This window comes from Bartonella sp. B1098 (assembly GCF_944896145.1).
GTDB lineage: Bacteria > Pseudomonadota > Alphaproteobacteria > Rhizobiales > Rhizobiaceae > Bartonella.
Genome location: NZ_CALYLP010000002.1, coordinates 727100 through 750308, shown reverse-complemented (window position 1 = coordinate 750308; position 23209 = coordinate 727100). Strand labels below are relative to the sequence as shown.

The 23209-nt window shown below is 38.6% G+C and carries 8 protein-coding genes and 1 pseudogene; all 9 read left to right on the top strand.

Translation table 11 applies throughout. The features are described from left to right. The first annotated feature begins 343 nt into the window (after positions 1-343). The 9 genes and pseudogenes from NNJ85_RS03215 (at position 344) to NNJ85_RS03170 (ending at position 23153) form a co-directional block, all read left to right on the top strand. Positions 344-703, top strand: coding sequence for a hypothetical protein (locus tag NNJ85_RS03215; RefSeq protein ID WP_254473487.1), 360 nt, complete (start codon positions 344-346; stop codon positions 701-703). A 51-nt stretch (positions 704-754) separates the two neighbouring features. After that, on the top strand, positions 755-865 hold the full coding sequence (locus NNJ85_RS03210) for a hypothetical protein (protein ID WP_256480982.1): 111 nt from the start codon (positions 755-757) through the stop codon (positions 863-865). A 225-nt stretch (positions 866-1090) separates the two neighbouring features. Continuing rightward, positions 1091-1183 (top strand): annotated as a pseudogene (locus tag NNJ85_RS09650) (hypothetical protein); the annotation flags it as partial. 126 nt (positions 1184-1309) lie between these two features. Next, positions 1310-1549: a hypothetical protein gene (locus tag NNJ85_RS03205; RefSeq protein WP_254473485.1), complete on the top strand. Its 240-nt coding sequence runs from the start codon at positions 1310-1312 to the stop codon at positions 1547-1549. A 12-nt stretch (positions 1550-1561) separates the two neighbouring features. Continuing rightward, positions 1562-1801 carry a YadA-like family protein gene (locus NNJ85_RS03200; RefSeq protein WP_254473484.1) on the top strand — a complete coding sequence of 80 codons (240 nt, stop codon included), beginning with the start codon at positions 1562-1564 and terminating at the stop codon, positions 1799-1801. A gap of 542 nt (positions 1802-2343) precedes the next feature. Continuing rightward, positions 2344-19563 (top strand): Vomp family autotransporter, encoded by a 17220-nt coding sequence (locus NNJ85_RS03195; RefSeq protein ID WP_305883487.1) that lies wholly within the window; start codon positions 2344-2346, stop codon positions 19561-19563. After that, on the top strand, positions 19560-20162 hold the full coding sequence (locus NNJ85_RS03180; RefSeq protein ID WP_254473482.1) for an invasion associated locus B family protein: 603 nt from the start codon (positions 19560-19562) through the stop codon (positions 20160-20162). Before NNJ85_RS03195 ends, NNJ85_RS03180 begins: the two co-directional genes overlap by 4 nt. A gap of 922 nt (positions 20163-21084) precedes the next feature. Further along, positions 21085-22395, top strand: coding sequence for a Ppx/GppA phosphatase family protein (locus NNJ85_RS03175; protein ID WP_254473480.1), 1311 nt, complete (start codon positions 21085-21087; stop codon positions 22393-22395). A 29-nt stretch (positions 22396-22424) separates the two neighbouring features. Continuing rightward, complete coding sequence (locus tag NNJ85_RS03170; protein ID WP_254473478.1) at positions 22425-23153, top strand: RlmE family RNA methyltransferase; 729 nt, start codon at positions 22425-22427, stop codon at positions 23151-23153. The last annotated feature ends 56 nt before the right edge of the window (positions 23154-23209 follow it).

Below are 23209 nucleotides of genomic sequence, written 5' to 3'. Positions count from 1 at the left end.
AGGTAAGAAATGGGACCTTCTTTGCTCTCTACAAAACTTGTAAATTTACTAGCAATTTTCTTATAGGAAAAATAATCTTTACAGATATTTTAGTTTCACGAAGAGCGGTGATGAAAATGATATGCCAAATGAGCCAACAACAATTTAAATTTTTGTTCTTATTTGTTTCTCATACGGTATTTTTTTATAAATGTAGCCGTTCCTATATTGTGTCGAATATTGTCTTACCAGGGCCGGTGTAATTGTAGAAAGAGAGAGTATATAAATATACTTTTATCCTCTGCAAACAAGTAAAAGCCAGTTTCCAATAACAGTTAAGCAATATTGAATATTGAAGGTGTCTATGGATTCTGAAGGCATAAAAAATTATAGTGTTGACAATAAAACGTCCCTCTTTAGTCCCTTTACGCTTAAAGTAGAGGATGAGAGTTTTATTCAGCAGGATAAGGAAACAAATCGTCTCACGATTGGTGCTAAAGCAGAAGGCGGTGAAATCAATATTGCCAACAATAATAGTGAGAATCGTATACTTTCTGGTGTGAAGGAAGCAGTAAATAATAATGAAGCTGTTAACAAAGGTCAGCTTGATACAAACATTAAGAAAATAGAAGAGAAATTAGTAGAAGCAGTTGGTGATGTTACGCAACAGGTTAAAGGCGATGCTTTATTGTGGAATGAGAGTGATGATGCCTTTGTTGCTTAGCATGGCGAAGAAAAGACAAAGAGCAAGCTTAAATACCTTTTAAATGGAGATATTACCGCTGAATCAACGGATGCGATTAATGGTTCTCAGCTTTACTCGATGGGTAATAATCTTGCTGCATATTTAAGTGATGGTGCTGGTTATGATAAGAATGGTGAATAATGGAAAGCTCCCGTATTCTATGTTTCACAATTCAAGAATAATGAAAATGGTAATGACAAAACTGGCTATGATAATGTTTTAGATGCGTTTGAAGGTGTTAATGAAAGCATGAAAAATATCAACGAGCGTATTAATAATGTTAGCTAGAGTGTTTCATCGAGTGGTTTAAATTGAAACGAGACAAAAAAAGCCTATGACGCTAGTCATAATGATCAGGACAGTAAGATTACCCGTGTAGAAAAAGGTGACGTATCTGGAAATTCAACAGACATTGTTAATGGTAGTCAACTTTGGAATACAGATAATAGGGTTACCAAAGTTGAAAAAAGTGTAGAAGATATTAATCAAAAGGTAGAAAATATTGAAAATACGGTTACGAATGACGCGGTTAAGTATGATAAAAATGAAAAGGGTGATAAGATAAATAGAGTTACATTAGCTGGTGTGAGTGAAAGTGATCCGGTAGTGTTAGATAATGTAGCGGCAGGTGATTTATCCAAAGATTTAAAAGAAGCTGTGAATGGTAGCCAACTTTGGGAGATAAACCAGAAGATAGATGTAGTCCTTGATAAGGCAAAAAAATATACGGATGAGCGTTTCAATGACATTATCAATCACCAAATGGGCGATGTTATTAATGAAGCGAAATCTTATACGGATATGAAGTTTGATGCTTTAAATTAAAGCAGTGAGGGTGTGCGAAAAGAAGCAAGACAAGCAGCGGCTATTGGTATAGCAGTGGCGAACTTACGCTATAATGAAGCACCTGGAAAATTAAGTGTTGGATTTGGTACCGGCTTATGGCGTAATAAATCTGCATTTGCCTTTGGTGCTGGTTATACATCTGAAAGTGGATCTGTTCTGTCTAATATATCTGTTACCAATTCTGGAGATCACTGGGGTATAGGTGCGGGATTCAATATGACATTGAACTAATAATCAACAAATCCATTGAGTAAAATACTTTTATCCTTGTCTTAAATGAGGATAAGGGCGAAAGTTTATTTTAAGAAGAAATCAATAAAGTCAACCAATGAGATTTTTAAAGAAAAATATGCGAAACAGATGAGCAATGAAATAAAATGTACCATTAATGCTAATGCACTGTTTTAATCTCAATTTATAATTTAATACGAATGCAGATTACCACATACTAAACGTTTTTGCTTTTCACGAAAAATCAGTTTAAAAGAGCATAAAATCAATATGTTAACTACGTATAGGTAAAAACTCATTAACCTAACAAGAGAATATGCTTGTGCAAGCTTATCTATATAATATATCACCGCAAAAATAAAACTGCCAAAAACCTTCAAATTTTTTTTAAAAACGGCCTTTTTATCATGGCTTCATGCAAAAAAAACTCTCCCAGCAGTTTTTTAGAGATAATTTAATAAGAAAAAAAAATCTAAATTGAAATATGTCTTTTTTATGTCATAAATACGTTGATTTAATTTTTTTTCATTGGGGCATTTGTGATGAAAGAATTGTCTATCATATCAAAGAAGAATGATTGGGATTACGGACATTTCTCTCAGCATTTGTTTAAAAAGCTTTTGTTGGGAACTGCAGTCGTTGCATTTTTATCCAATACTTCTCCCGTTTATGCAAAAAATTTTGATATAATAAAACAAATTCTTCAAGTTCTAGAGAAGGCAACAGCGGTTTATTCTCAAGCAAACAATCAAAATACTTTTTCTACTTATAATCCTTATATCGGGTTCTTTATTGATGCTAGTTTATCAAAAGCGAGTTATCTAACAGCGCTGAATTCAGTGTTTGCAGCAAAAGTGAGTACTTCTAGTGGTTATGCAGATTTTTTAACCACTACGCTTTCTGAACAAGGTAAGATTGCTGTCAATGTTTTGAAAAAAGATGGCAGTTATATACGGCAGGCTACGCAAAAAACATCAAATGCATTTGTACAGACAAATCCAGATTCTTCTGTTGGTGATGATTATGGGAATAGGACAACGTTCTTAAATACACCTACTCCATCGGAAGAAAACTCTCCAATACAAGTGAATGGAAGATCGGTTGCAAACGCAAGAGCTGGATCAAATGCTACTAATTTGGGTCAAAGATCGAATGCAGCAGGGCAGGAAAGTGTTGCTATTGGTTATAAGGCTCAAGCAACAGGAAAGTTTGCTATCACTATAGGTAATCAGGCACAGGCGACAAAAGAAGATAGCATTGCTATAGGTCATATGGCACATGCTTTGGGGAAAAGCAGTGTTGCAGTAGGCTCTGAATATAATGAAAGGAATCCAGAGGACTATACAATTGCTAAGGGTGATTATTCAATGGCTTTGGGTTCTATTTCTCAAGCTATAGAGTATGGTTCAACTGCGATTGGTCATCGTGCATATGCAACGGAAAGAAACACTGTCTCTATAGGATTTTATTCGAGAGCAAAAGCAGATCACGCTATTGCTTTAGGTGCTGATTCTATAGCAAACGTTGCTGCTGGTGTTGAAGGCTATAATCCTCTTTTACATAAAGCAGAGACAGATGGTACTTTTGCATGGAAAAGTACTTACGGTGCCGTGAGTGTTGGTGATCTTGCTAAGAGCAAAACACGACAAATTGAAGGAGTTGCAGCGGGTACAGAAGATACTGATGCCGTGAATATTGCGCAGTTAAAGTCATTACAAACCTATGTAGACAAAGGTTGGAAACTGTCTGTTGATGGTAAAAATACTAAAGTTGTGGGGATAAACGAAACGGTAGATTTCGCAACAGGAAGTAAAAATCTCGAAATTACCAAAGGCAAAGATGACAATAAGGTAAAATTTGATTTGGCGAAGGAACTGACGCTGGATAGTGTAAAACTAGGTACGAATACCTTAGATTCAATGGGGTTGAAAATTACCAATGGCCCTCAAATAACCATTGCTGGGATTTCAGCTGGAAATAAAAAAATAACAGGAGTAGCACAGGGTACTGAAGATACCGATGCTGTTAATGTTGCACAGTTAAAGGCTTTGTCCTTAGGATCTGGGTCTAAAGATCATTTTTCTGATTGGTCTACAGATAGAGTAAGAATAGGTGTTGATAAAACTTACAGCACTCAGGGAAGTGTTGTAATAGGGAAAAAATATATGAGCCAAGGAACGCACGGTGAAGTATTTGAGTCTGCAATAGTACGTGCGGATTTGGGAATAGCTATAGGTACAAGGTCTTTGGTTGAAAAGAAAGCTGATAGGGGGATTGCTATTGGTGAAAGAGCAAAGGTGGAAATTTCTGGGGGCATTGCCTTGGGACGTAACTCTACTGCTAACGTTAAGGAGGGATTTTTCGGTTATGATCCTAAGACTGGAAAAAACTCAACATCAAGCAGTGTTGAGTGGAAATCTAAAGATGGTGCATTCAGTATTGGTAAAGTCGGTAATGGTGGGGGACGCTGGACACGGCAGATTGTAGGGGTAGCAGCTGGGACTCAAGAAACTGATGCCGTAAATGTTGCGCAGCTAAAAGCCTTAAGAGAACTGATCACAAAACAAGGAAGTTGGGAGCTTTCTGTTGGTGATAAGAATACAGTTATTGATAACGGAGACAAATTAATCTTCGCAGCAGGAAGTCCAAATTTTAGCATTATAAGCAATAAAGAAGAGAAGAAGGTAACATTTGATTTAGCAAAAGATCTCAGATTAAATAGCATTAAATTGGGGGGAGAAGCTTTAGCAAATGCAGCAAGTTCAGTAACTTTAGATGCAACAGGCTTGATCATTACAAATGGTCCCAAAATAGTGACGGATGGTATTGATGTAGGCAATAAAAAAATAACAGGTCTAGCAGAGGGTTTTGAGGCGACTGATGCAGTGAATTTTTCACAATTGCAGAAAATTGAAAAAGAAGTCGAACAACAAGTCGTAGCTAGTAGCTTTGTAAAACAAGAAGCTGAAACACAACATATTACCATTGGTAAGGATACCGACGGTGATAAGATTGATATTGCCAATAACAAAAGTGAAAAGCGGGCTCTTACGGGTATAAAGAATGGCGCACTTACAGAAGATTCAAGTGAAGCCGTCACCGGTTCACAACTATTTACGACAAATAATAATGTGACAACTCTTAAGAATAATTTTTCTGAGATACAGACGAGAGTGACAGAGATTCAAACGAATCTATCAACAATAGCTAACAATACATCACAATATCTGGGCGGTGGTGCTGATGTGCTGAATAGTAAGGAGCCTATCTATACTGTTGAAGGCAAGTCTTATAATGACGTTGCGAGTGCTTTTTCTGGTGTGAGCCACTCTTTTACAGAGGTAAAGCAACAAATTACGAATGTAAATAATTCTATCACGAATGTTGAAAATCAAATTAAGAATGTAGTGAGTGATAGTCTTGTTAAACAAGATTCCAATACAAAACATATCGCCATTGGGAAGGATACAGACGGTGATAAAATTGATATTGCCAACAGCAAAAGTGAAAATCGAATCCTTACTGGTATCAAGGATGGCGCACTCTCAGAGGAGTCGAAGGAAGCAATCACTGGTTCACAACTCTTTACGACAAATCAGAAAGTGGGTGCTGTCTCCATTAATCTCCAAACGGCAGCTTCGAATATAGCTAAGTATTTTGGAGGAAATGCTAAATATGAAGATGGCAAATGGACTGATCCGAAATTTACAGTAAAGACAGTTAAAGCTGATGGCAACCCTGAAGAGACGAGTTATACCAATGTAGCGGAAGCTTTAGCAGGAGTTGGTACTTCTCTCACACATGTTCAGAATAACGTGTCTGAACAGGTTAATAATATGATCCAAAAAATGGAAGGCGAAAGCCTTGTACAACAGGATAAAGCAACACAACATATCACTATTGGTAGGGATACGGACGGTGATAAAATCGATATTGCTAACAAGAATAAAGAAAAGCGTACTCTTACAGGCATAAAAGCTGCTGTGCTCTTAGAGACCTCAAATGAAGCAGTTATTGGTTCACAGCTTTTTGAGACAAATGATAAAGTTTCTACTTACTTAGGCGGTGGAGCTAGTTATAAAGATGGCAAATGGAGTGCACCGACATTTAAGGTTCAAACTGTTGATAATCATGGCAATAAAAAGGATGAAGCTTATACGGATGTTGCTTCTGCTTTTGAAGGCGTTGGTACGTCTATCACAAATGTTCAGAATAAAGTTACCAATGATATAACAAATAAGTTCAGCGAACTTAATCAAAACATAACAAATATTACGCAACAGGTTCAAGGTGATGCCTTATTATGGAGCGATGAAGCGCAGGCATTTTCTGCGCATCATAAAAAGAAAGCAGAAGAACAAGGCAAAACAACGGGAGCACAAGAAAACAGCAAAATTACCTTTCTTTTAGATGGTGCTGTTTCTAAAGATTCAACAGATGCCATTACTGGTAAACAGCTTTATTATACGAGCAACACGCTTGCGACCTATTTGAATAAAAGTGCCGGTTATGATGAGCAAGGAAACTGGAAAGCACCTAGCTTTAAGGTTAAAACAGTTAAGGCTGATGGTGATAAAGAAGATAAGACTTATCAGAATGTAGCAGAAGCTTTTGAAGGTGTTGGTACGTCTATCACGAATGTTCAGAATAAAATTACCAATGAGATCACCAACCAGATTACTCATCTTCAGTCAGATGATTCCGCTGTTGTTCATTATGATAAACAGAAGGGTAGCACTACTAATTATGCGAGTGTCACGTTTGGTGGGAAGGATCACACACTCACGGTTCTCCACAATGTTGCTGATGGTATGATTTCTACAGAATCCCATGATGCAATCAATGGTAAGCAGATTAATAAAATCGGCGAGGATATAGCGAAATCCTTGGGAGGAAATGCAGCTTTTAACAATGGCGCCTTTACAGGTCCAACTTATAAATTATCGTACATTTCTAAGGATGGTGTCGTAACAGAAAGGTCTCTTGATGGTGTTGGAGTAGCAATTGCAGGTCTTGATACGAATATCCAGAATGTGAATCAACGCATTAAAGAAGTATCTCAGGGCGTTGCACAGGATTCTTTATCGTGGAGCAAGGATGCCAATGCCTTTAGTGCGCAACATGGCGGAGAAGAAAAAACGAATAGTAAAATTAAATTCCTTGCCAATGGAGATATTTCAACAGCTTCAACAGATGCTATTAATGGTTCACAGCTTTTCGAGACAAATAATAAGGTTGCTACTTACTTAGGTGGGGGAGCTGAGTATAAGGACGGAAAATGGCAAGCACCAAGTTTTATGCTGAAAAGTTTCAGTGAAGAAGGTAAGGAAAGTGAAAACAAGACATATAATAATGTTGGTTCAGCCTTTGTGGGCATTGATACAAATTTTACAAATGTTAACAATCATCTGACGAATATTGTTGAAGACTTTAATAAAAAAATTGACCATATTAACAAAGAAGTTAGAGGCGATGCTTTACTATGGAGTAATTCTGAGAGTGCATTTGTTGCCCAACATGATACAAAAGAAGAAGAAAAGAAGAATAGTAAAATTACGCATCTTTTGGATGGCGCAATTTCCAAAGATTCCACGGATGCTGTTACGGGTGGTCAGCTCTATTCATTAAAAAGTACGTTTGCAACCTATTTTGGTGGTGGTGCCGGCTATGATGGGGAAGGAAAATGGCAAGCACCTAGCTTTAAGGTTAAAACAGTTAAGGCTGATGGTGATAAAGAAGATAAGACTTATCAGAATGTAGCAGAAGCTTTTGAAGGTGTTGGTACGTCTATCACGAATGTTCAGAATAAAATTACCAATGAGATCACCAACCAGATTACTCATCTTCAGTCAGATGATTCCGCTGTTGTTCATTATGATAAACAGAAGGGTAGCACTACTAATTATGCGAGTGTCACGTTTGGTGGGAAGGATCACACACTCACGGTTCTCCACAATGTTGCTGATGGTATGATTTCTACAGAATCCCATGATGCAATCAATGGTAAGCAGATTAATAAAATCGGCGAGGATATAGCGAAATCCTTGGGTGGAAATGCAGCTTTTAACAATGGCGCCTTTACAGAGCCAACTTATAAATTATCGTACATTTCTAAGGATGGTGTCGTAACAGAAAGGTCTCTTGATGGTGTTGGAGTAGCGATTGCGGGGCTTGATATTAGTATCCAGAATGTGAATCAACGCATTAAAGAAGTATCTCAGGGCGTTGCACAGGATTCTTTATCGTGGAGCAAGGATGCCAAAGCCTTTAGTGCGCAACATGGCGGAGAAGAAAAAACGAATAGTAAAATTAAATTCCTTGCCAATGGAGATATCTCTGCAGCTTCAACAGATGCTATTAATGGTTCACAGCTTTTCGAGACAAATAATAAGGTTGCTACTTACTTAGGTGGTGGAGCTGAGTATAAGGATGGAAACTGGACAGCTCCAAGCTTTACGCTGCAAACTTTCAGTGAAGATGGTAAGAAAGATGAAAACAAGACATATAATGATGTTGGTTCAGCCTTTGCAGGGATTGATGCAAATTTCACAAATGTTAACAATCATCTGACGAATATTGTTGAAGACTTTAATAAAAAAGTAGACAACATTAACAAAGAAGTTAAAGGCGATGCTTTGCTATGGAGCAATACTGATAACGCATTTGTTGCCCAACATGGTGAAAAAGAAAAAACGGATAGCAAAATTACGCATCTTTTGGATGGCACAATTTCCAAAGATTCCACGGATGCGGTTACGGGTGGTCAGCTCTATTCATTAAAAAATACGTTTGCAACCTATTTTGGTGGTGGTGCCGGCTATGATGAAAAAGGTGAATGGCAAGCACCTAGCTTTAAGGTTAAAACAGTTAAGGCTGATGGTGCGGAAGAAGAACAGACCTATCAGAATGTAGCGGACGCTTTTGAAGGAGTTGGTAGTTCTTTCACAAATATAAAAAATGAAATTACCAATCAGATTAATAATGAGATTAGTAATGTGAAAGGTGACAGTCTTGTTAAGAAAGATACCACAACAAATCTTATCACTATTGGTAAAGAGGTAATAGGTAATGAAATCAATATTGCTAATAAGAATAGTGAGGATCGTACACTTTCCGGTGTGAAGGAAGCAGTAAACAATAATGAAGCTGTTAACAAAGGTCAGCTTGATACAAATATCAAGAAAGTTGAAGATAAATTAACAGAAGCAGTCGGTAATGTTACACAACAAGTTCAAAGCGATGCCTTATTATGGAGTGAGAGTGAAAGTGCCTTTAGCGCTCAGCATGGTAAGGATAAAGAAAAGAAGAATAGCAAAATTATGCATCTTTTAGATGGCACAATTTCCAAAGATTCCACGGATGCGGTTACGGGTGGTCAGCTCTATTCATTAAAAAGTACGTTTGCAACCTATTTTGGTGGTGGTGCCGGCTATGATGAAAAAGGTGAATGGCAAGCACCTAGCTTTAAGGTTAAAACAGTTAAGGCTGATGGTGATAAAGAAGATAAGACTTATCAGAATGTAGCAGAAGCTTTTGAAGGTGTTGGGACTTCTATTATGAATGTTCAAAACACAATCACCAATGAGATCACCAACCAGATTACACATCTTCAGTCAGAGGATTCAGCGGTTGTTCATTATGATAAACAGAAGGATGACACTATTAATTATGCAAGTGTCACTTTTGGAGGTAAAGATCAAACTCCTACAACTCTCCACAATGTTGCTGATGGTATTATTTCTGATAAGTCGCATGATGCCATCACTGGCGGACAGATTTATAAAATTGGTGAAGATATAGCTAAATTTTTGGGTGGGAAAGCAGCTATTAACAATGGAGCTTTTATAGGTCCAACTTATCAATTATCTGAAGTTTCTGAAGCAGGACAGGTCACAGATAAGTCTTTCAATGATGTTGGCTCTGCTTTTTCTGGCCTTGATACGAATATCAAGAATGTGAATGATCGGATTAAGGAAGTCTCAGAGGGCGTTGCACAGGATTCTTTAAATTGGAGTAATTCTGAGGGCGCTTTTGTTGCCCAACATGGCGGAGAAGAGAAAACGAATAGTAAAATTAAATTCCTTGCCAATGGAGATATCTCTGCAGCTTCAAGCGATGCAGTAGCGGGTAATCAGCTTCATGCTCTAGGGAGCAATGTTGCAAAGACTTTAGGTGGGAATGCTAGCTATAAGAATGGCGTGTGGGTAGCCCCAAGCTTCAAAGTTAGGATCGTTAAAGAAGATGACGGTGGTGTTAAAGAGGAAAGCTATGATGATGTTGTTTCGGCGTTTGCTGGTGTAGGTACGTCTTTTGAGAATCTTCAAAAAGAGGTTACGCAAAGCAACACGCAAATTACTGAAAACATTAAGCAGAATGCTTTGTTGTGGAGTGAAGCTGACAAAGCCTTTAGTGCGCAGCATGGTGGAAAAGAAGGAGCAAAAGCCAATAGTAAAATTACGCATCTTTTAGATGGCAATATTGTGTCTGGTTCGACAGATGCCATTACGGGTAATCAACTTCATTCTTTAGGTGATAAGGTTGCAACCTATTTTGGTGGTAATGCTAAGTATGAGAATGGCGCATGGACTGATCCAACTTTTAAAATGAAGTCAGTGAACGCTGATGGTGCGGAAGAAGAACAGACCTATCAGAATGTAGTGGACGCTTTTGAAGGAGTTGGTAGTTCTTTCATAAATATAAAAAATGAAATTACCAATCAGATTAATAATGAGATTAGTAATGTGAAAGGTGACAGTCTTGTTAAGAAAGATACCACAACAAATCTTATCGCTATTGGTAAAGAAGTAATAGGTAATGAAATCAATATTGCTAATAAGAATAGTGAGGATCGTACACTTTCCGGTGTGAAGGAAGCAGTAAACAATAATGAAGCTGTTAACAAAGCTCAGCTTGATACAAATATCAAGAAAGTTGAAGATCAACTAACGAATGCGGTCAATGAATTCACTCAAAACATAACGAATGTTACGCAACAAGTTCAAGGTGATGCCTTATTATGGAGCAATACTGATAACGCATTTGTTGCCCAACATGGTGAAAAAGAAAAAACGGATGGCAAAATTACGCATCTTTTGGATGGCACAATTTCCAAAGATTCCACGGATGCGGTTACGGGTGGTCAGCTCTATTCATTAAAAAGTACGTTTGCAACCTATTTTGGTGGTGGTGCTGGTTATGATACGGAAGGCAACTGGAAAACACCTAGCTTTAAGGTTAAAACAGTTAACTCTGATGGTGCGGAAGAAGAACAGACTTATCAGAATGTAGCAGAAGCTTTTGAAGGTGTTGGGACTTCTATTACGAATGTTCAGAATAAAATTACCAATGAGATCACCAACCAGATTACTCATCTTCAGTCAGAGGATTCAGCGGTTGTTCATTATGATAAACAGAAGGATGACACTATTAATTATGCGAGTGTTACTTTTGGAGGTAAAGATCAAACTCCTACAACTCTCCGCAATGTTGCTGATGGTAGTATTTCTGATAAGTCGCATGAAGCAATCACTGGGGGACAGATTTATAAAATTGGTGATGATATAGCTAAATTTTTGGGTGGGAAAGCAGCCATTAACAATGGAGCTTTTACAGGCCCAACTTATCAATTATCTGAAGTTTCTGAAGCAGGACAGGTCACAGATAAGTCTTTCAATGATGTTGGTTCAGCCTTTGCAGGTCTTGATACGAATATCAAGAATGTGAATAATCGTATTAAGGAAGTCTCAGAGGGCGTTGCACAGGATTCTTTAAATTGGAGTAATTCTGAGGACGCATTTGTTGCCCAACATGGCGGAAAAGAGAAAACGAATAGTAAAATTAAATTCCTTGCCAATGGAGATATTTCAACAGCTTCAACAGATGCTATTAATGGTTCCCAGCTTTTCGAGACAAATAATAAGATTTCTACTTACTTGGGGGGTGGAGCTAATTATAAAGATGGCGCATGGATTGACCCAACTTTTAAAATGAAGATGATTAACTCTGATGGTGCGGAAGAAGATCAGACTTATCAAAATGTAGCCGCTGCTTTTGAAGGAGTAGGTAGTTCTTTCACGAATATTAAAAAGGAGATCACCAACCAGATTACACGTCTTCAGTCAGATGATTCCGCGGTTGTTCATTATGATAAGAAGGAACAGGGTGAAATTGATTATACGAATGTGAATTTAGGTAAAGGTAAGGGTTCTACGGCTGTTGGTCTTCATAATGTTGCTGATGGTGCGATTTCTTCAGAATCCCGTGATGCAATCAATGGTAAGCAGGTTAACACAATAGGCGAGGATATAGCGAAATTCTTGGGTGGAGAAGCATCCTTTAAAGATGGTTCTCTTACACAGCCAACCTATAACTTATCTCAGGTTGATGCTAATGGTAAAGTTACGGATAAGTCCTTTACCGATGTTGGCTCTGCTTTTTCTGGCCTTGATACGAATATCCAGAATGTGAATCAACGCATTAAAGAAGTATCTCAGGGCGTTGCACAGGATTCTTTATCGTGGAGTAAGGAAGACAATGCCTTTAGTGCGCAACATGGAGAAGGCAAAGAAAGAACAGCTAGCAAGATTAAATTTCTTTCTTCAGGAGCTATTACGAAAGATTCCACGGAAGCAGTTAATGGTTCACAACTTTTTGCAACCAATGAAAATGTCACAGCAGTAAGAAATGATTTAAATACAGTTGCTAATAATACATCCCAATACTTAGGTGGTAATGCTGACGTTTTAAGTGGCAATATACCAACTTTTTCTGTTCAGAATAAGGAATATCGAAGTGTTGGTGAAGCATTTTCAGGTGTTGATAGCTCTTTCACAAAGCTTCATGATGAGATTAATAAAAACAATACTGAAATTACACAACATATTGAAAAAGACGCGTTGTTATGGAACGATGAATCGCAAGCGTTTGTAGCGCGTCATGAAAAGAGCAAAGTGGAACAAGAGAAAGCAACACCAGAAAATAGTAAAATTACGTTTCTTTTAGATGGTGATGTTTCTAAGGGGTCCACGGAAGCTGTTACGGGTGGCCAACTCTATTCGATGAACGAACAGCTTGCGACCTATTTAGGTGGCGGTGCCGGGTATGATGGAGAAGGCAACTGGACAGCACCAAGTTTTAAGGTCAAAACAGTTAATGCTGATGGAGATAAAGAAGATAAGAACTATACCAATGTAGCGGAAGCTTTGACAGGAGTAGGTAGTTCTATTACGAATGTTCAGAATAAAATTACCAATGAGATCACCAACCAAATTAATCACCTTCAGTCAGATGATTCCGCTGTTGTTCATTATGATAAACAAAAGGATGGCGCTACTAATTATGCGAGTGTCACGTTTGGTGGGAAAGATCAAACTCTCACAGTTCTCCACAATGTTGGTAATGGTACTATTTCTGATAAATCGCATGAAGCAATCACTGGCGGACAGATTTATAAAATTGGTGAAGATATAGCAAGATTTTTGGGAGGAAATGCAGCTTTTAACAATGGCGCCTTTACAGAGCCAACCTATAACTTATCTCAGGTTGATGAAAAGGGAGAAGCTCTTGAGGCTAAGTTTAAAGATGTTGGTTCTGCGTTTGCAGGTCTTGATAAGAATATTAAGAATGTGAATCAACGCATTAAAGAAGTATCTCAGGGCGTTGCACAGGATTCTTTATCGTGGAGTAAGGAAGACAATGCCTTTAGTGCGCAACATGGAGAAGGCAAAGAAAGAACATCTAGCAAGATTACCCATATTTTGGATGGTAATATTGCTTCTGGTTCTACGGATGCGGTTACAGGTGGACAACTTTATTCGATGAGTAATACGTTGGCGACCTATTTTGGTGGAGGAGCTGAGTATAAAGAAGGTAAATGGGCTGCTCCAAACTTCAAGGTTAATGCTGTGAGTTCTGATGGTAGTAAGGTTGAAGAGAAAAGTTATAACACAGTAGCGGAAGCCTTTGCGGGAGTAGGTAGTTCTTTCACGAATATTCATAATGAACTTAAGAATGAAATTAACCAAGTTGTTAGAGATAGTCTTGTTAAGCAGGATGAAGAGAGTAAGGTTATTAAGATAGGTGCGGAAAAAGGTGGTACAAGCATTACCATTGCCAATAGTGATGGTACAGATCGTACACTTTCTGGTGTAAAAGCAGCAGAAAATGACAATGAAGCGGTTAATAAAGCTCAACTTGATCACAGTTTAGAAGTACTTTCTAACAGTCTTCAGTCGGAAGATTCAGCGGTTGTTCTTTATGATAAGAAGGAAAATGGTGAGACAGATTATACGCGTGTAACTTTTGGGAAAGGTAAGGGTTCTGCTGCTGTTGCATTGCATAATGTTGCTGATGGTAAGATTTCTGAGGATTCACATGATGCAGTTAATGGTGGACAGATTAATAAAGTCGGTAAGGATATTGCCAAGTTCTTAGGTGGGGAGACAGTCTTTAAAGAAGGCGTCTTTACAGGACCGTCCTATAAGTTGTCTGAGGTTGATGAAAAGGGAGAAGCTCTTGAGGCTGAGTTTAAAGATGTTGGTTCTGCGTTTGCAGGTCTTGATAAGAATATCAAGAATGTGAACACTCATCTCACCAATGTTGTTCAAGACTTTACTCAACAAATAACTGATATTACTCAAGAAGTTAAAGGTGATGCGTTGTTATGGAGTGATACTGATCATGCATTTGTTGCGACCCATGGAGCTGATTCTGAGAGGAAAAACAGCAAGATCACATCTCTTGCGAATGGAGATATTACTGTAAACTCAACGGATGCGGTTACAGGTGGACAACTTTATTCGATGAACAACACGCTTGCGACTTATTTTGGTGGTGGAGCTAAATACGAGAATGGCCAGTGGACAGCGCCAAGCTTTAAGGTTAATACTGTTAATGAAGATGGTAGCAAGGTTGAAGAGCAGAGCTATGATAATGTAGCAAAAGCCTTTGCGAGTGTAGGTACATCTTTCAGCAATCTTCATAATGAAGTGACGAATGCTGTCACGGATATTAACCATCAGATTAACCAAGTTGTTAGAGATAGTCTTGTTAAGCAGGATGAAGAGAGTAAGGTTATTAAGATAGGTGCGGAAAAAGGTGGTACAAGTGTTACCATTGCCAATAGTGATGGTGCAGATCGTACACTTTCTGGTTTAAAAGCAGGAGATCTTTCAGCGGGTTCGACAGAAGCAGTGAATGGTGGTCAGCTTTATTCGATGAACAATACGCTTGCGAGCTATTTTGGTGGTGGAGCTAAATACGAGAATGGCCAATGGACAGCCCCAAGCTTTAAGGTTAATACTGTTAATGAAGATGGTAGCAAGGTTGAAGAGCAGAGCTATGATAATATAGCAAAAGCCTTTGCGAGTGTAGGTACATCTTTCAGCAATCTTCATAATGAAGTGACGAATGCTGTCACGGATATTAACCATCAGATTAACCAAGTTGTTAGAGATAGTCTTGTTAAGCAGGATGAAGAGAGTAAGGTTATTAAGATAGGTGCGGAAAAAGGTGGTACAAGTATTACCATTGCCAATAGTGATGGTGCAGATCGTACACTTTCTGGTTTAAAAGCAGGAGATCTTTCAGCGGGTTCGACAGAAGCAGTGAATGGTGGTCAGCTTTATTCGATGAACAACACGCTTGCGAGCTATTTTGGTGGAGGAGCTAAATACGAGAATGGCCAGTGGACAGCTCCAAACTTCAAGGTTAATATTGTGAGTTCTGATGGTAGCAAGGTTGAAGAGCAGAGCTATGATAATGTAGCAAAAGCCTTTGCGAGTGTTGGTACATCTTTCAGCAATCTTCATAGTAAAGTGACGAATGCTGTCACGGATATTAACCATCAGATTAGCCAAGTCGTGAAAGATAGTCTTGTTAAGCAGGATGAAGAGAGTAAGGTTATTAAGATAGGTGCGGAAAAAGGTGGTACAAGCATTACCATTGCCAATAGTGGTGATGCCGCGCGGACCCTGACAGGTGTAAAGGCAGGAGCACTTACAGAAACCTCGGCTGACGCGGTGAATGGTTCCCAGCTTTATTCGATGAGTAATACGTTGGCGACCTATTTTGGTGGTGGTGCTGAGTATAAAGAAGGTAAATGGGCTACTCCAAACTTCAAGGTTAATACTGTAAGTGCTGATGGTAGTGAGGTTGAAGAGAAAAGTTATAACACAGTAGCGGAAGCCTTTGCGGGAGTAGGTAGTTCTTTCACGAATATTCATAAAGAACTTAAGAATGAAATTAACCAAGTCGTGAGAGATAGTCTTGTTAAGCAAGATGAGAAGACACATGTTATTGCAGTTGGAGGTGAAAAGAGCGGAACTGAAGTTACGTTTGCGAATACTGACGGAGCGACACGGACCCTCACAGGTGTAAAAGCAGGAGGTCTTTCAGAGACATCGACAGAAGCAGTTAATGGTTCACAACTTTTTGCGACCAATCAGAATGTTACGACAGTAACGGGTGATCTTGAAACGGTTGCTGAGAATAGCTCAAAGTACTTTGGTGGTGGAGCCGATATGTTGAACGGTATTGCACCGACTTATACAGTTCAGGATAAGAGTTATCAGAGTGTATCGGATGCGTTTGGTGGTGTTGATCGTTCATTCACACAGCTTCATGAAGAGATTTCGAAAAATACGAGTGATCTTTCAGAGCATATTAAACAGAATGCGTTGTTATGGAGTGATACTGATCATGCATTTGTTGCGACCCATGGAGCTGATACTGAGAGGAAAAACAGCAAGATCACATCTCTTGCGAATGGAGATATTACTGCAAACTCAACGGATGCGGTTACAGGTGGACAACTTTATTCGATGAACAACACGCTTGCGAGCTATTTTGGTGGAGGAGCTAAATACGAGAATGGCCAGTGGACAGCTCCAAACTTCAAGGTTAATATTGTGAGTTCTGATGGTAGCAAGGTTGAAGAGCAGAGCTATGATAATGTAGCAAAAGCCTTTGCGAGTGTTGGTACATCTTTCAGCAATCTTCATAGTAAAGTGACGAATGCTGTCACGGATATTAACCATCAGATTAGCCAAGTCGTGAAAGATAGTCTTGTTAAGCAGGATGAAGAGAGTAAGGTTATTAAGATAGGTGCGGAAAAAGGTGGTACAAGCATTACCATTGCCAATAGTGGTGATGCCGCGCGGACCCTGACAGGTGTAAAGGCAGGAGCACTTACAGAAACCTCGGCTGACGCGGTGAATGGTTCCCAGCTTTATTCGATGAGTAATACGTTGGCGACCTATTTTGGTGGTGGTGCTGAGTATAAAGAAGGTAAATGGGCTACTCCAAACTTCAAGGTTAATACTGTAAGTGCTGATGGTAGTGAGGTTGAAGAGAAAAGTTATAACACAGTAGCGGAAGCCTTTGCGGGAGTAGGTAGTTCTTTCACGAATATTCATAAAGAACTTAAGAATGAAATTAACCAAGTCGTGAGAGATAGTCTTGTTAAGCAAGATGAGAAGACACATGTTATTGCAGTTGGAGGTGAAAAGAGCGGAACTGAAGTTACGTTTGCGAATACTGACGGAGCGACACGGACCCTCACAGGTGTAAAAGCAGGAGGTCTTTCAGAGACATCGACAGAAGCAGTTAATGGTTCACAACTTTTTGCGACCAATCAGAATGTTACGACAGTAACGGGTGATCTTGAAACGGTTGCTGAGAATAGCTCAAAGTACTTTGGTGGTGGAGCCGATATGTTGAACGGTATTGCACCGACTTATACAGTTCAGGATAAGAGTTATCAGAGTGTATCGGATGCGTTTGGTGGTGTTGATCGTTCATTCACACAGCTTCATGAAGAGATTTCGAAAAATACGAGTGATCTTTCAGAGCATATTAAACAGAATGCGTTGTTATGGAGTGATACTGATCATGCATTTGTTGCGACCCATGGAGCTGATACTGAGAGGAAAAACAGCAAGATCACGTCTCTTGCGAATGGAGATATTACTGTAAACTCAACGGATGCGGTTACAGGTGGACAACTTTATTCGATGAACAACACGCTTGCGACTTATTTTGGTGGTGGAGCTAAATACGAGAATGGCCAGTGGACAGCGCCAAGCTTTAAGGTTAATACTGTTAATGAAGATGGTAGCAAGGTTGAAGAGCAGAGCTATGATAATGTAGCAAAAGCCTTTGCGAGTGTAGGTACATCTTTCAGCAATCTTCATAATGAAGTGACGAATGCTGTCACGGATATTAACCATCAGATTAACCAAGTTGTTAGAGATAGTCTTGTTAAGCAGGATGAAGAGAGTAAGGTTATTAAGATAGGTGCGGAAAAAGGTGGTACAAGTGTTACCATTGCCAATAGTGATGGTGCAGATCGTACACTTTCTGGTTTAAAAGCAGGAGATCTTTCAGCGGGTTCGACAGAAGCAGTGAATGGTGGTCAGCTTTATTCGATGAACAATACGCTTGCGAGCTATTTTGGTGGTGAAGCTAGTTATGAAGATGGTGAATGGCGCGCTCCAAGTTTCAAGATAGTGAGCTTTAAAGAGGATGGAAGTTCTGAGGAGACGATCTATGATAATGTTGCAGCTGCTTTTGCAGGAGTGAATCAATCTTTCACGAAGCTTCATCATGAACTTTCAGACAATATTGAGCAGAATGCATTGTTTTGGAGTGATGCGGATGAATCATTTGTAGCGCTTCATGGCCAGGGTTCAGAGAAGCACAATAGCAAGCTTAGCCATCTTGTTGATGGGGATATTTCTGCGGGTTCGACAGAAGCGATTACAGGTAACCAGTTGTATCAGTTGAATCAGACGTTAGCGCGTTATTTAGGAGGAGGAGCGAGCTATCAGGGCGGTCAATGGACAGGGCCTGAATTCCAGATAACGCAATTCAAGAGCGATGGCAGTTTTTCTGAAGGTAAGATCTATGATAATGTAGCAGGTGCGTTTGAAGGTGTTAATGGAAGTTTGTCAGGTATCAACGATCGTCTTAATAATGTAGCGCAGAATGTTATCTCGAACAGTTTGAATTGGAATGATGAGTTAGGAGGCTATGATGGTCGTCATGATGGGGCAGATAGTAAGATTACGCATGTAGCAGATGGAGAAATATCGGAAGGCTCGAAAGAAGTTGTGAATGGAGGTCAACTTTGGGAGACGAACCAGAAAGTATCAGCGGTTGAACAGCGTGTAGAAAGCATAGATCAACATGTTCAGGCTGTAGAAAATGCGGTTACGAACGGTGCTGTTAACTATGATAAGGATGAGGATGGCCATAAGACGAATAAAGTTACGTTAATTGGAGGCAATGAAAGTGATCCTGTCTTGATAGACAATTTAGCGGAAGGTCGGATTGAAAGTGGTTCGAAAGAAGCGGTTACGGGCGGTCAATTGCATGATTACACGGATCAGCAGATGAATATAGTTCTTGAAGATGCGAAGAAGTATACGGATGAGCATGTTAATGAAATAGTCAACAATGGTGTTAATGAGTCCAAAGCCTATACAGATGTGAAGTTTCAAACGTTAAATTATGCCATTGAGGATGTTCGCAAGGAAGCAAGACAGGCTGCTGCTATTGGTTTGGCCACCTCTAATTTACGTTACTATGATATACCAGGATCTTTAAGTATCTCATTGGGAAGTGGTTTGTGGCGTAGCCAATCTGCCTTTGCTATTGGAGCTGGTTATACATCTGAAGATGGAAATATTCGCTCGAATGTATCTATTACAAGTGCTGGAGACCATTGGGGTATAGGCGCTGGTATTACTCTGAGATTGAGATGATAATAGAAAAAATGATTGTTATGATAAAAAAAAGAGGTGTGTTAGTGAAGATTCTGTTTGCTCTTGCCTTAATATGCAAGGGTAAAGGTTTTGCTACTGAGAGCAATAGTATTTATACAGTTCATCCACCGCACTTATCTGTACCTAAGGGAGAACCAGGTGAAACACGTCGAATTATTATGCAGTTTTATGACTGGACTTTGATTTGTGATGAAAAACAAAAGCTGAAGCTTAAACAAGGTATATGTAATGTGACACAGACTGTTCATGATCAGGAAGGAAATACCGTTTTTAGTTGGTCTCTTGTTTCTACGACAAATGGTCAAGCAGTGATGCTTTTCCGAACATTGCCAAATTCTGATATAAATGTTCCGATTCAAATGTTTGTGAAAGGTGAAAAAAAACCTGTTCTTATTCATTATACGCAGTGTAATGAGACGGTTTGTTTAGCACAATCACCTGTAGGGCTGGTTTTTATTAAACAAATAGAGCAGGACAATAAAGTACGTATTTCCTATAAGCTTAAAGAGGGAAAGGTATTTTCTTTTATTGTACCATTTAAAGGGTTAAACGCAGCACTTAATTCTTTGCGTCCTTAAAAATTCATCGAAATTTTTAACAAGAGTCATTTTTTCATAAATCCTTGTGTTATATTTTTTGAATGTAAATTATAAGGTGAATAAATGAGAAGTTTTTGTAATATGATAGAAAGGTAATTTATTCGAAAGAGTGGGAATTTTATGACATTAAAGTCATAATTAGTGCTTTATATAATAGAAAATTAGGTTAGAGTTTTCCGCAAATCTTAGAGAGTGATTGCGTTCGTTATTAGTAATAAAAAGTTATTAGAAATACTCGATGTTAAATAAATAGAAATATGGCTTTCTTACAATAACGAGCAGGCTTAGCTCTTTTTTAAAGTTTCATATGGCTTTTTAGAGAGCTCCGATTGAGCATTAATATTTTTCAATTGAAATGTTATAATAAGTAAATTTATAATTCTAAAGATTTTTTTGAACGATAGTTTTTCTTTGTATTAATGAGATAGCGACTATCGTAATTGCATTTTGTAGGACCATGAATCTTTTATTCTAGCGTAATCAAAGCTATTTCGTTGCATGTAACAAACATTGAAAAAAAATTTTTTTTTCTGATAAATCATGCCAATGTATAGATTGTTGCAACTTTAAGCGTGAGCAGACAGTATGATAGTACTGGTTTGTTACGTTAGGAGTATACTTCATGTGAAATGATATAAAGAACATAATTTACAAAAGTTATGTAAACGTAAACGATTAATTTATAGTTTTAAGTTCATAAAAAGAAGTATGATTTTACGGACAAAAACAAAAGATTATATAAGATCTAAATGATGCTAGCGTAGAAAATTTTGATGATAAGAGAAAAGGGAATGATTTCTTGTATTTTATCATGTGATGCTGCATCGTTGCTTTATTTAAGAATGAGCAGAAAATTTTTCGCATTTATTTATTGGGGGGCAAAGCTCAAGGGATAAGAGAAATGACCCCGTTAAATTATGGTTCAAAAGAGTCAAAGCAAGGAGAATCATACGATACCAAAGCAAATCAGTTGTATGAGCAGTACGGGAATAATAAAAATAATCGTTCTGTATTGTCGCGAACAGAGGCATGCTCTATCCTTGTTGATATAAAGAGACAACAGAGAAAAAGACATTGTAAAAAGAAACAGGTTTTGATTCAATCGGAGACAGCTTTTGAGTTTCATCATCAGACAATGATAGGTGTTCAAAAAACAAAAAAATTCAAAGCGCCTTTTCTTCGACGGTTCTCTCAAGTGAAATCTCCACCTCTTTATGCGGCTCTTGATTTGGGAACGAATAATTGTCGTCTTCTTATCGCATCTCCCAGTAAACCTGGATATTTTCGTGTTGTTGATGCTTTTTCTCGTATTGTACGATTGGGAGAAGGTTTAATAAATAATGGTTTTCTTAATACACAAGCTATGGATCGTGCGATTGAAGCCTTAAAGATTTGTCGTTTAAAGCTAAAACAAAGGCATATTAAGCGATATCGTTTGATTGCAACAGAAGCTTGCCGTTCAGCAGAAAATGGTAGACATTTTATTCAGCGTGTTTTGGATGAGACAGGTCTTGAATTAGAAATTGTTGATCGGCAAACAGAAGCACGTTTTGCTGTTACAGGATGTAGTACACTTGTTGAATCAAATACTGAGGCAATTGTGCTTTTTGATATTGGAGGAGGATCATCAGAAATTGTGCTCCTTGATGTTTCTCAAAAGCGTTCTTTTCGTTTAGCGGGACAAATTATCGCTTGGACTTCTCTTCCTGTTGGTGTTGTTACGCTTGCTGAACGTTTTGGAGGGAATAATATTAGTTTAGACGAGTTTGAAAAAATGAAAAGCTATGTGCGAGGATTGTTAAACAATTTTTCAGATCGTCATAAATTAGGCGCGTTAGCACAAGGGTCGAAGTTTCATCTTTTGGGAACCTCTGGTACGGTTACGACTTTAGCAGGGATGTATCTTAATTTAGAGCGTTATGATAGGAAAAAAGTGGATGGCATTTGGATGGATGATGCAGATATTACTCTTATGACAAAACGCTTACTGTCATGGGATATAGAAAAACGTGTCATAAATCCTTTTATTGGACGAGAGAGAGCGGATTTAGTTTTAGCTGGTTGTGCAATTTTAGATGTTATTCGAGAAGTTTGGCCAAGTCAGCGTTTAAGAGTTGCTGATCGTGGATTAAGAGAAGGAATTTTGATAGAGCTGATGTTACGCGATGGTGTATGGTGTCGTCGTAGAAAGAGCAGAGATTTCAAGCGTTAGACAATTAAATGTGGAGACAATGAATAACGATGAAAAAAACAACAAAAACCCCAACGGGGGGCTATGGAGGCTCAGGGTCGCATGAATTATATCAGCGCGTAAAAAAGAAAGCTGGAACCATTAAAGCTTCGTCACGGCGATGGTTAGAGAGGCATTTGAACGATCCTTATGTTCATCAATCAAAAGTAGATGGTTATCGTTCGCGCGCGGCTTATAAACTCATTGAGATTAATGAGCGTTATAAATTTCTGAAAAAAGGTCAAAAGGTTATTGATCTAGGGGCAGCACCGGGGGGGTGGTGTCAGGTAGCTGAGCGTATCGTAGGGTCAAGTAATGAAAAACCTAGTGTCGTTGGTATTGATTATTTGCATGTGGCCCCATTGCCTAGAGTTGCAATGTTGGAAATGGATTTTTTACATGCAGAGGCACCGCAGAAATTAATTGAAACTTTAGGAACAAAACCGGATGTGGTTTTTTCTGATATGGCAGCGCCAACAACAGGTCATCGTCAGACAGACCATTTAAGAACGATTTATTTATGTGAAGTTGCGGCTGATTTTGCTCTTTCGGTTTTGAAGCCTGGGGGACATTTTTTAGCAAAGGCTTTTCAAGGAGGGGCAGAAAACACTCTTCTCACAATATTAAAACAGAATTTTAAAAAAGTCTATCATGTTAAACCACCCGCAAGTCGATCAGAATCAGTGGAGCTTTATCTTCTAGCGCTTGAATTTAAGGGAAAAACAAAAATACAAGAATAGCGCTTTCTTTTGAGAAGACTGAAACTTTACTTAACTTCTTTAAATGGGATGATTCT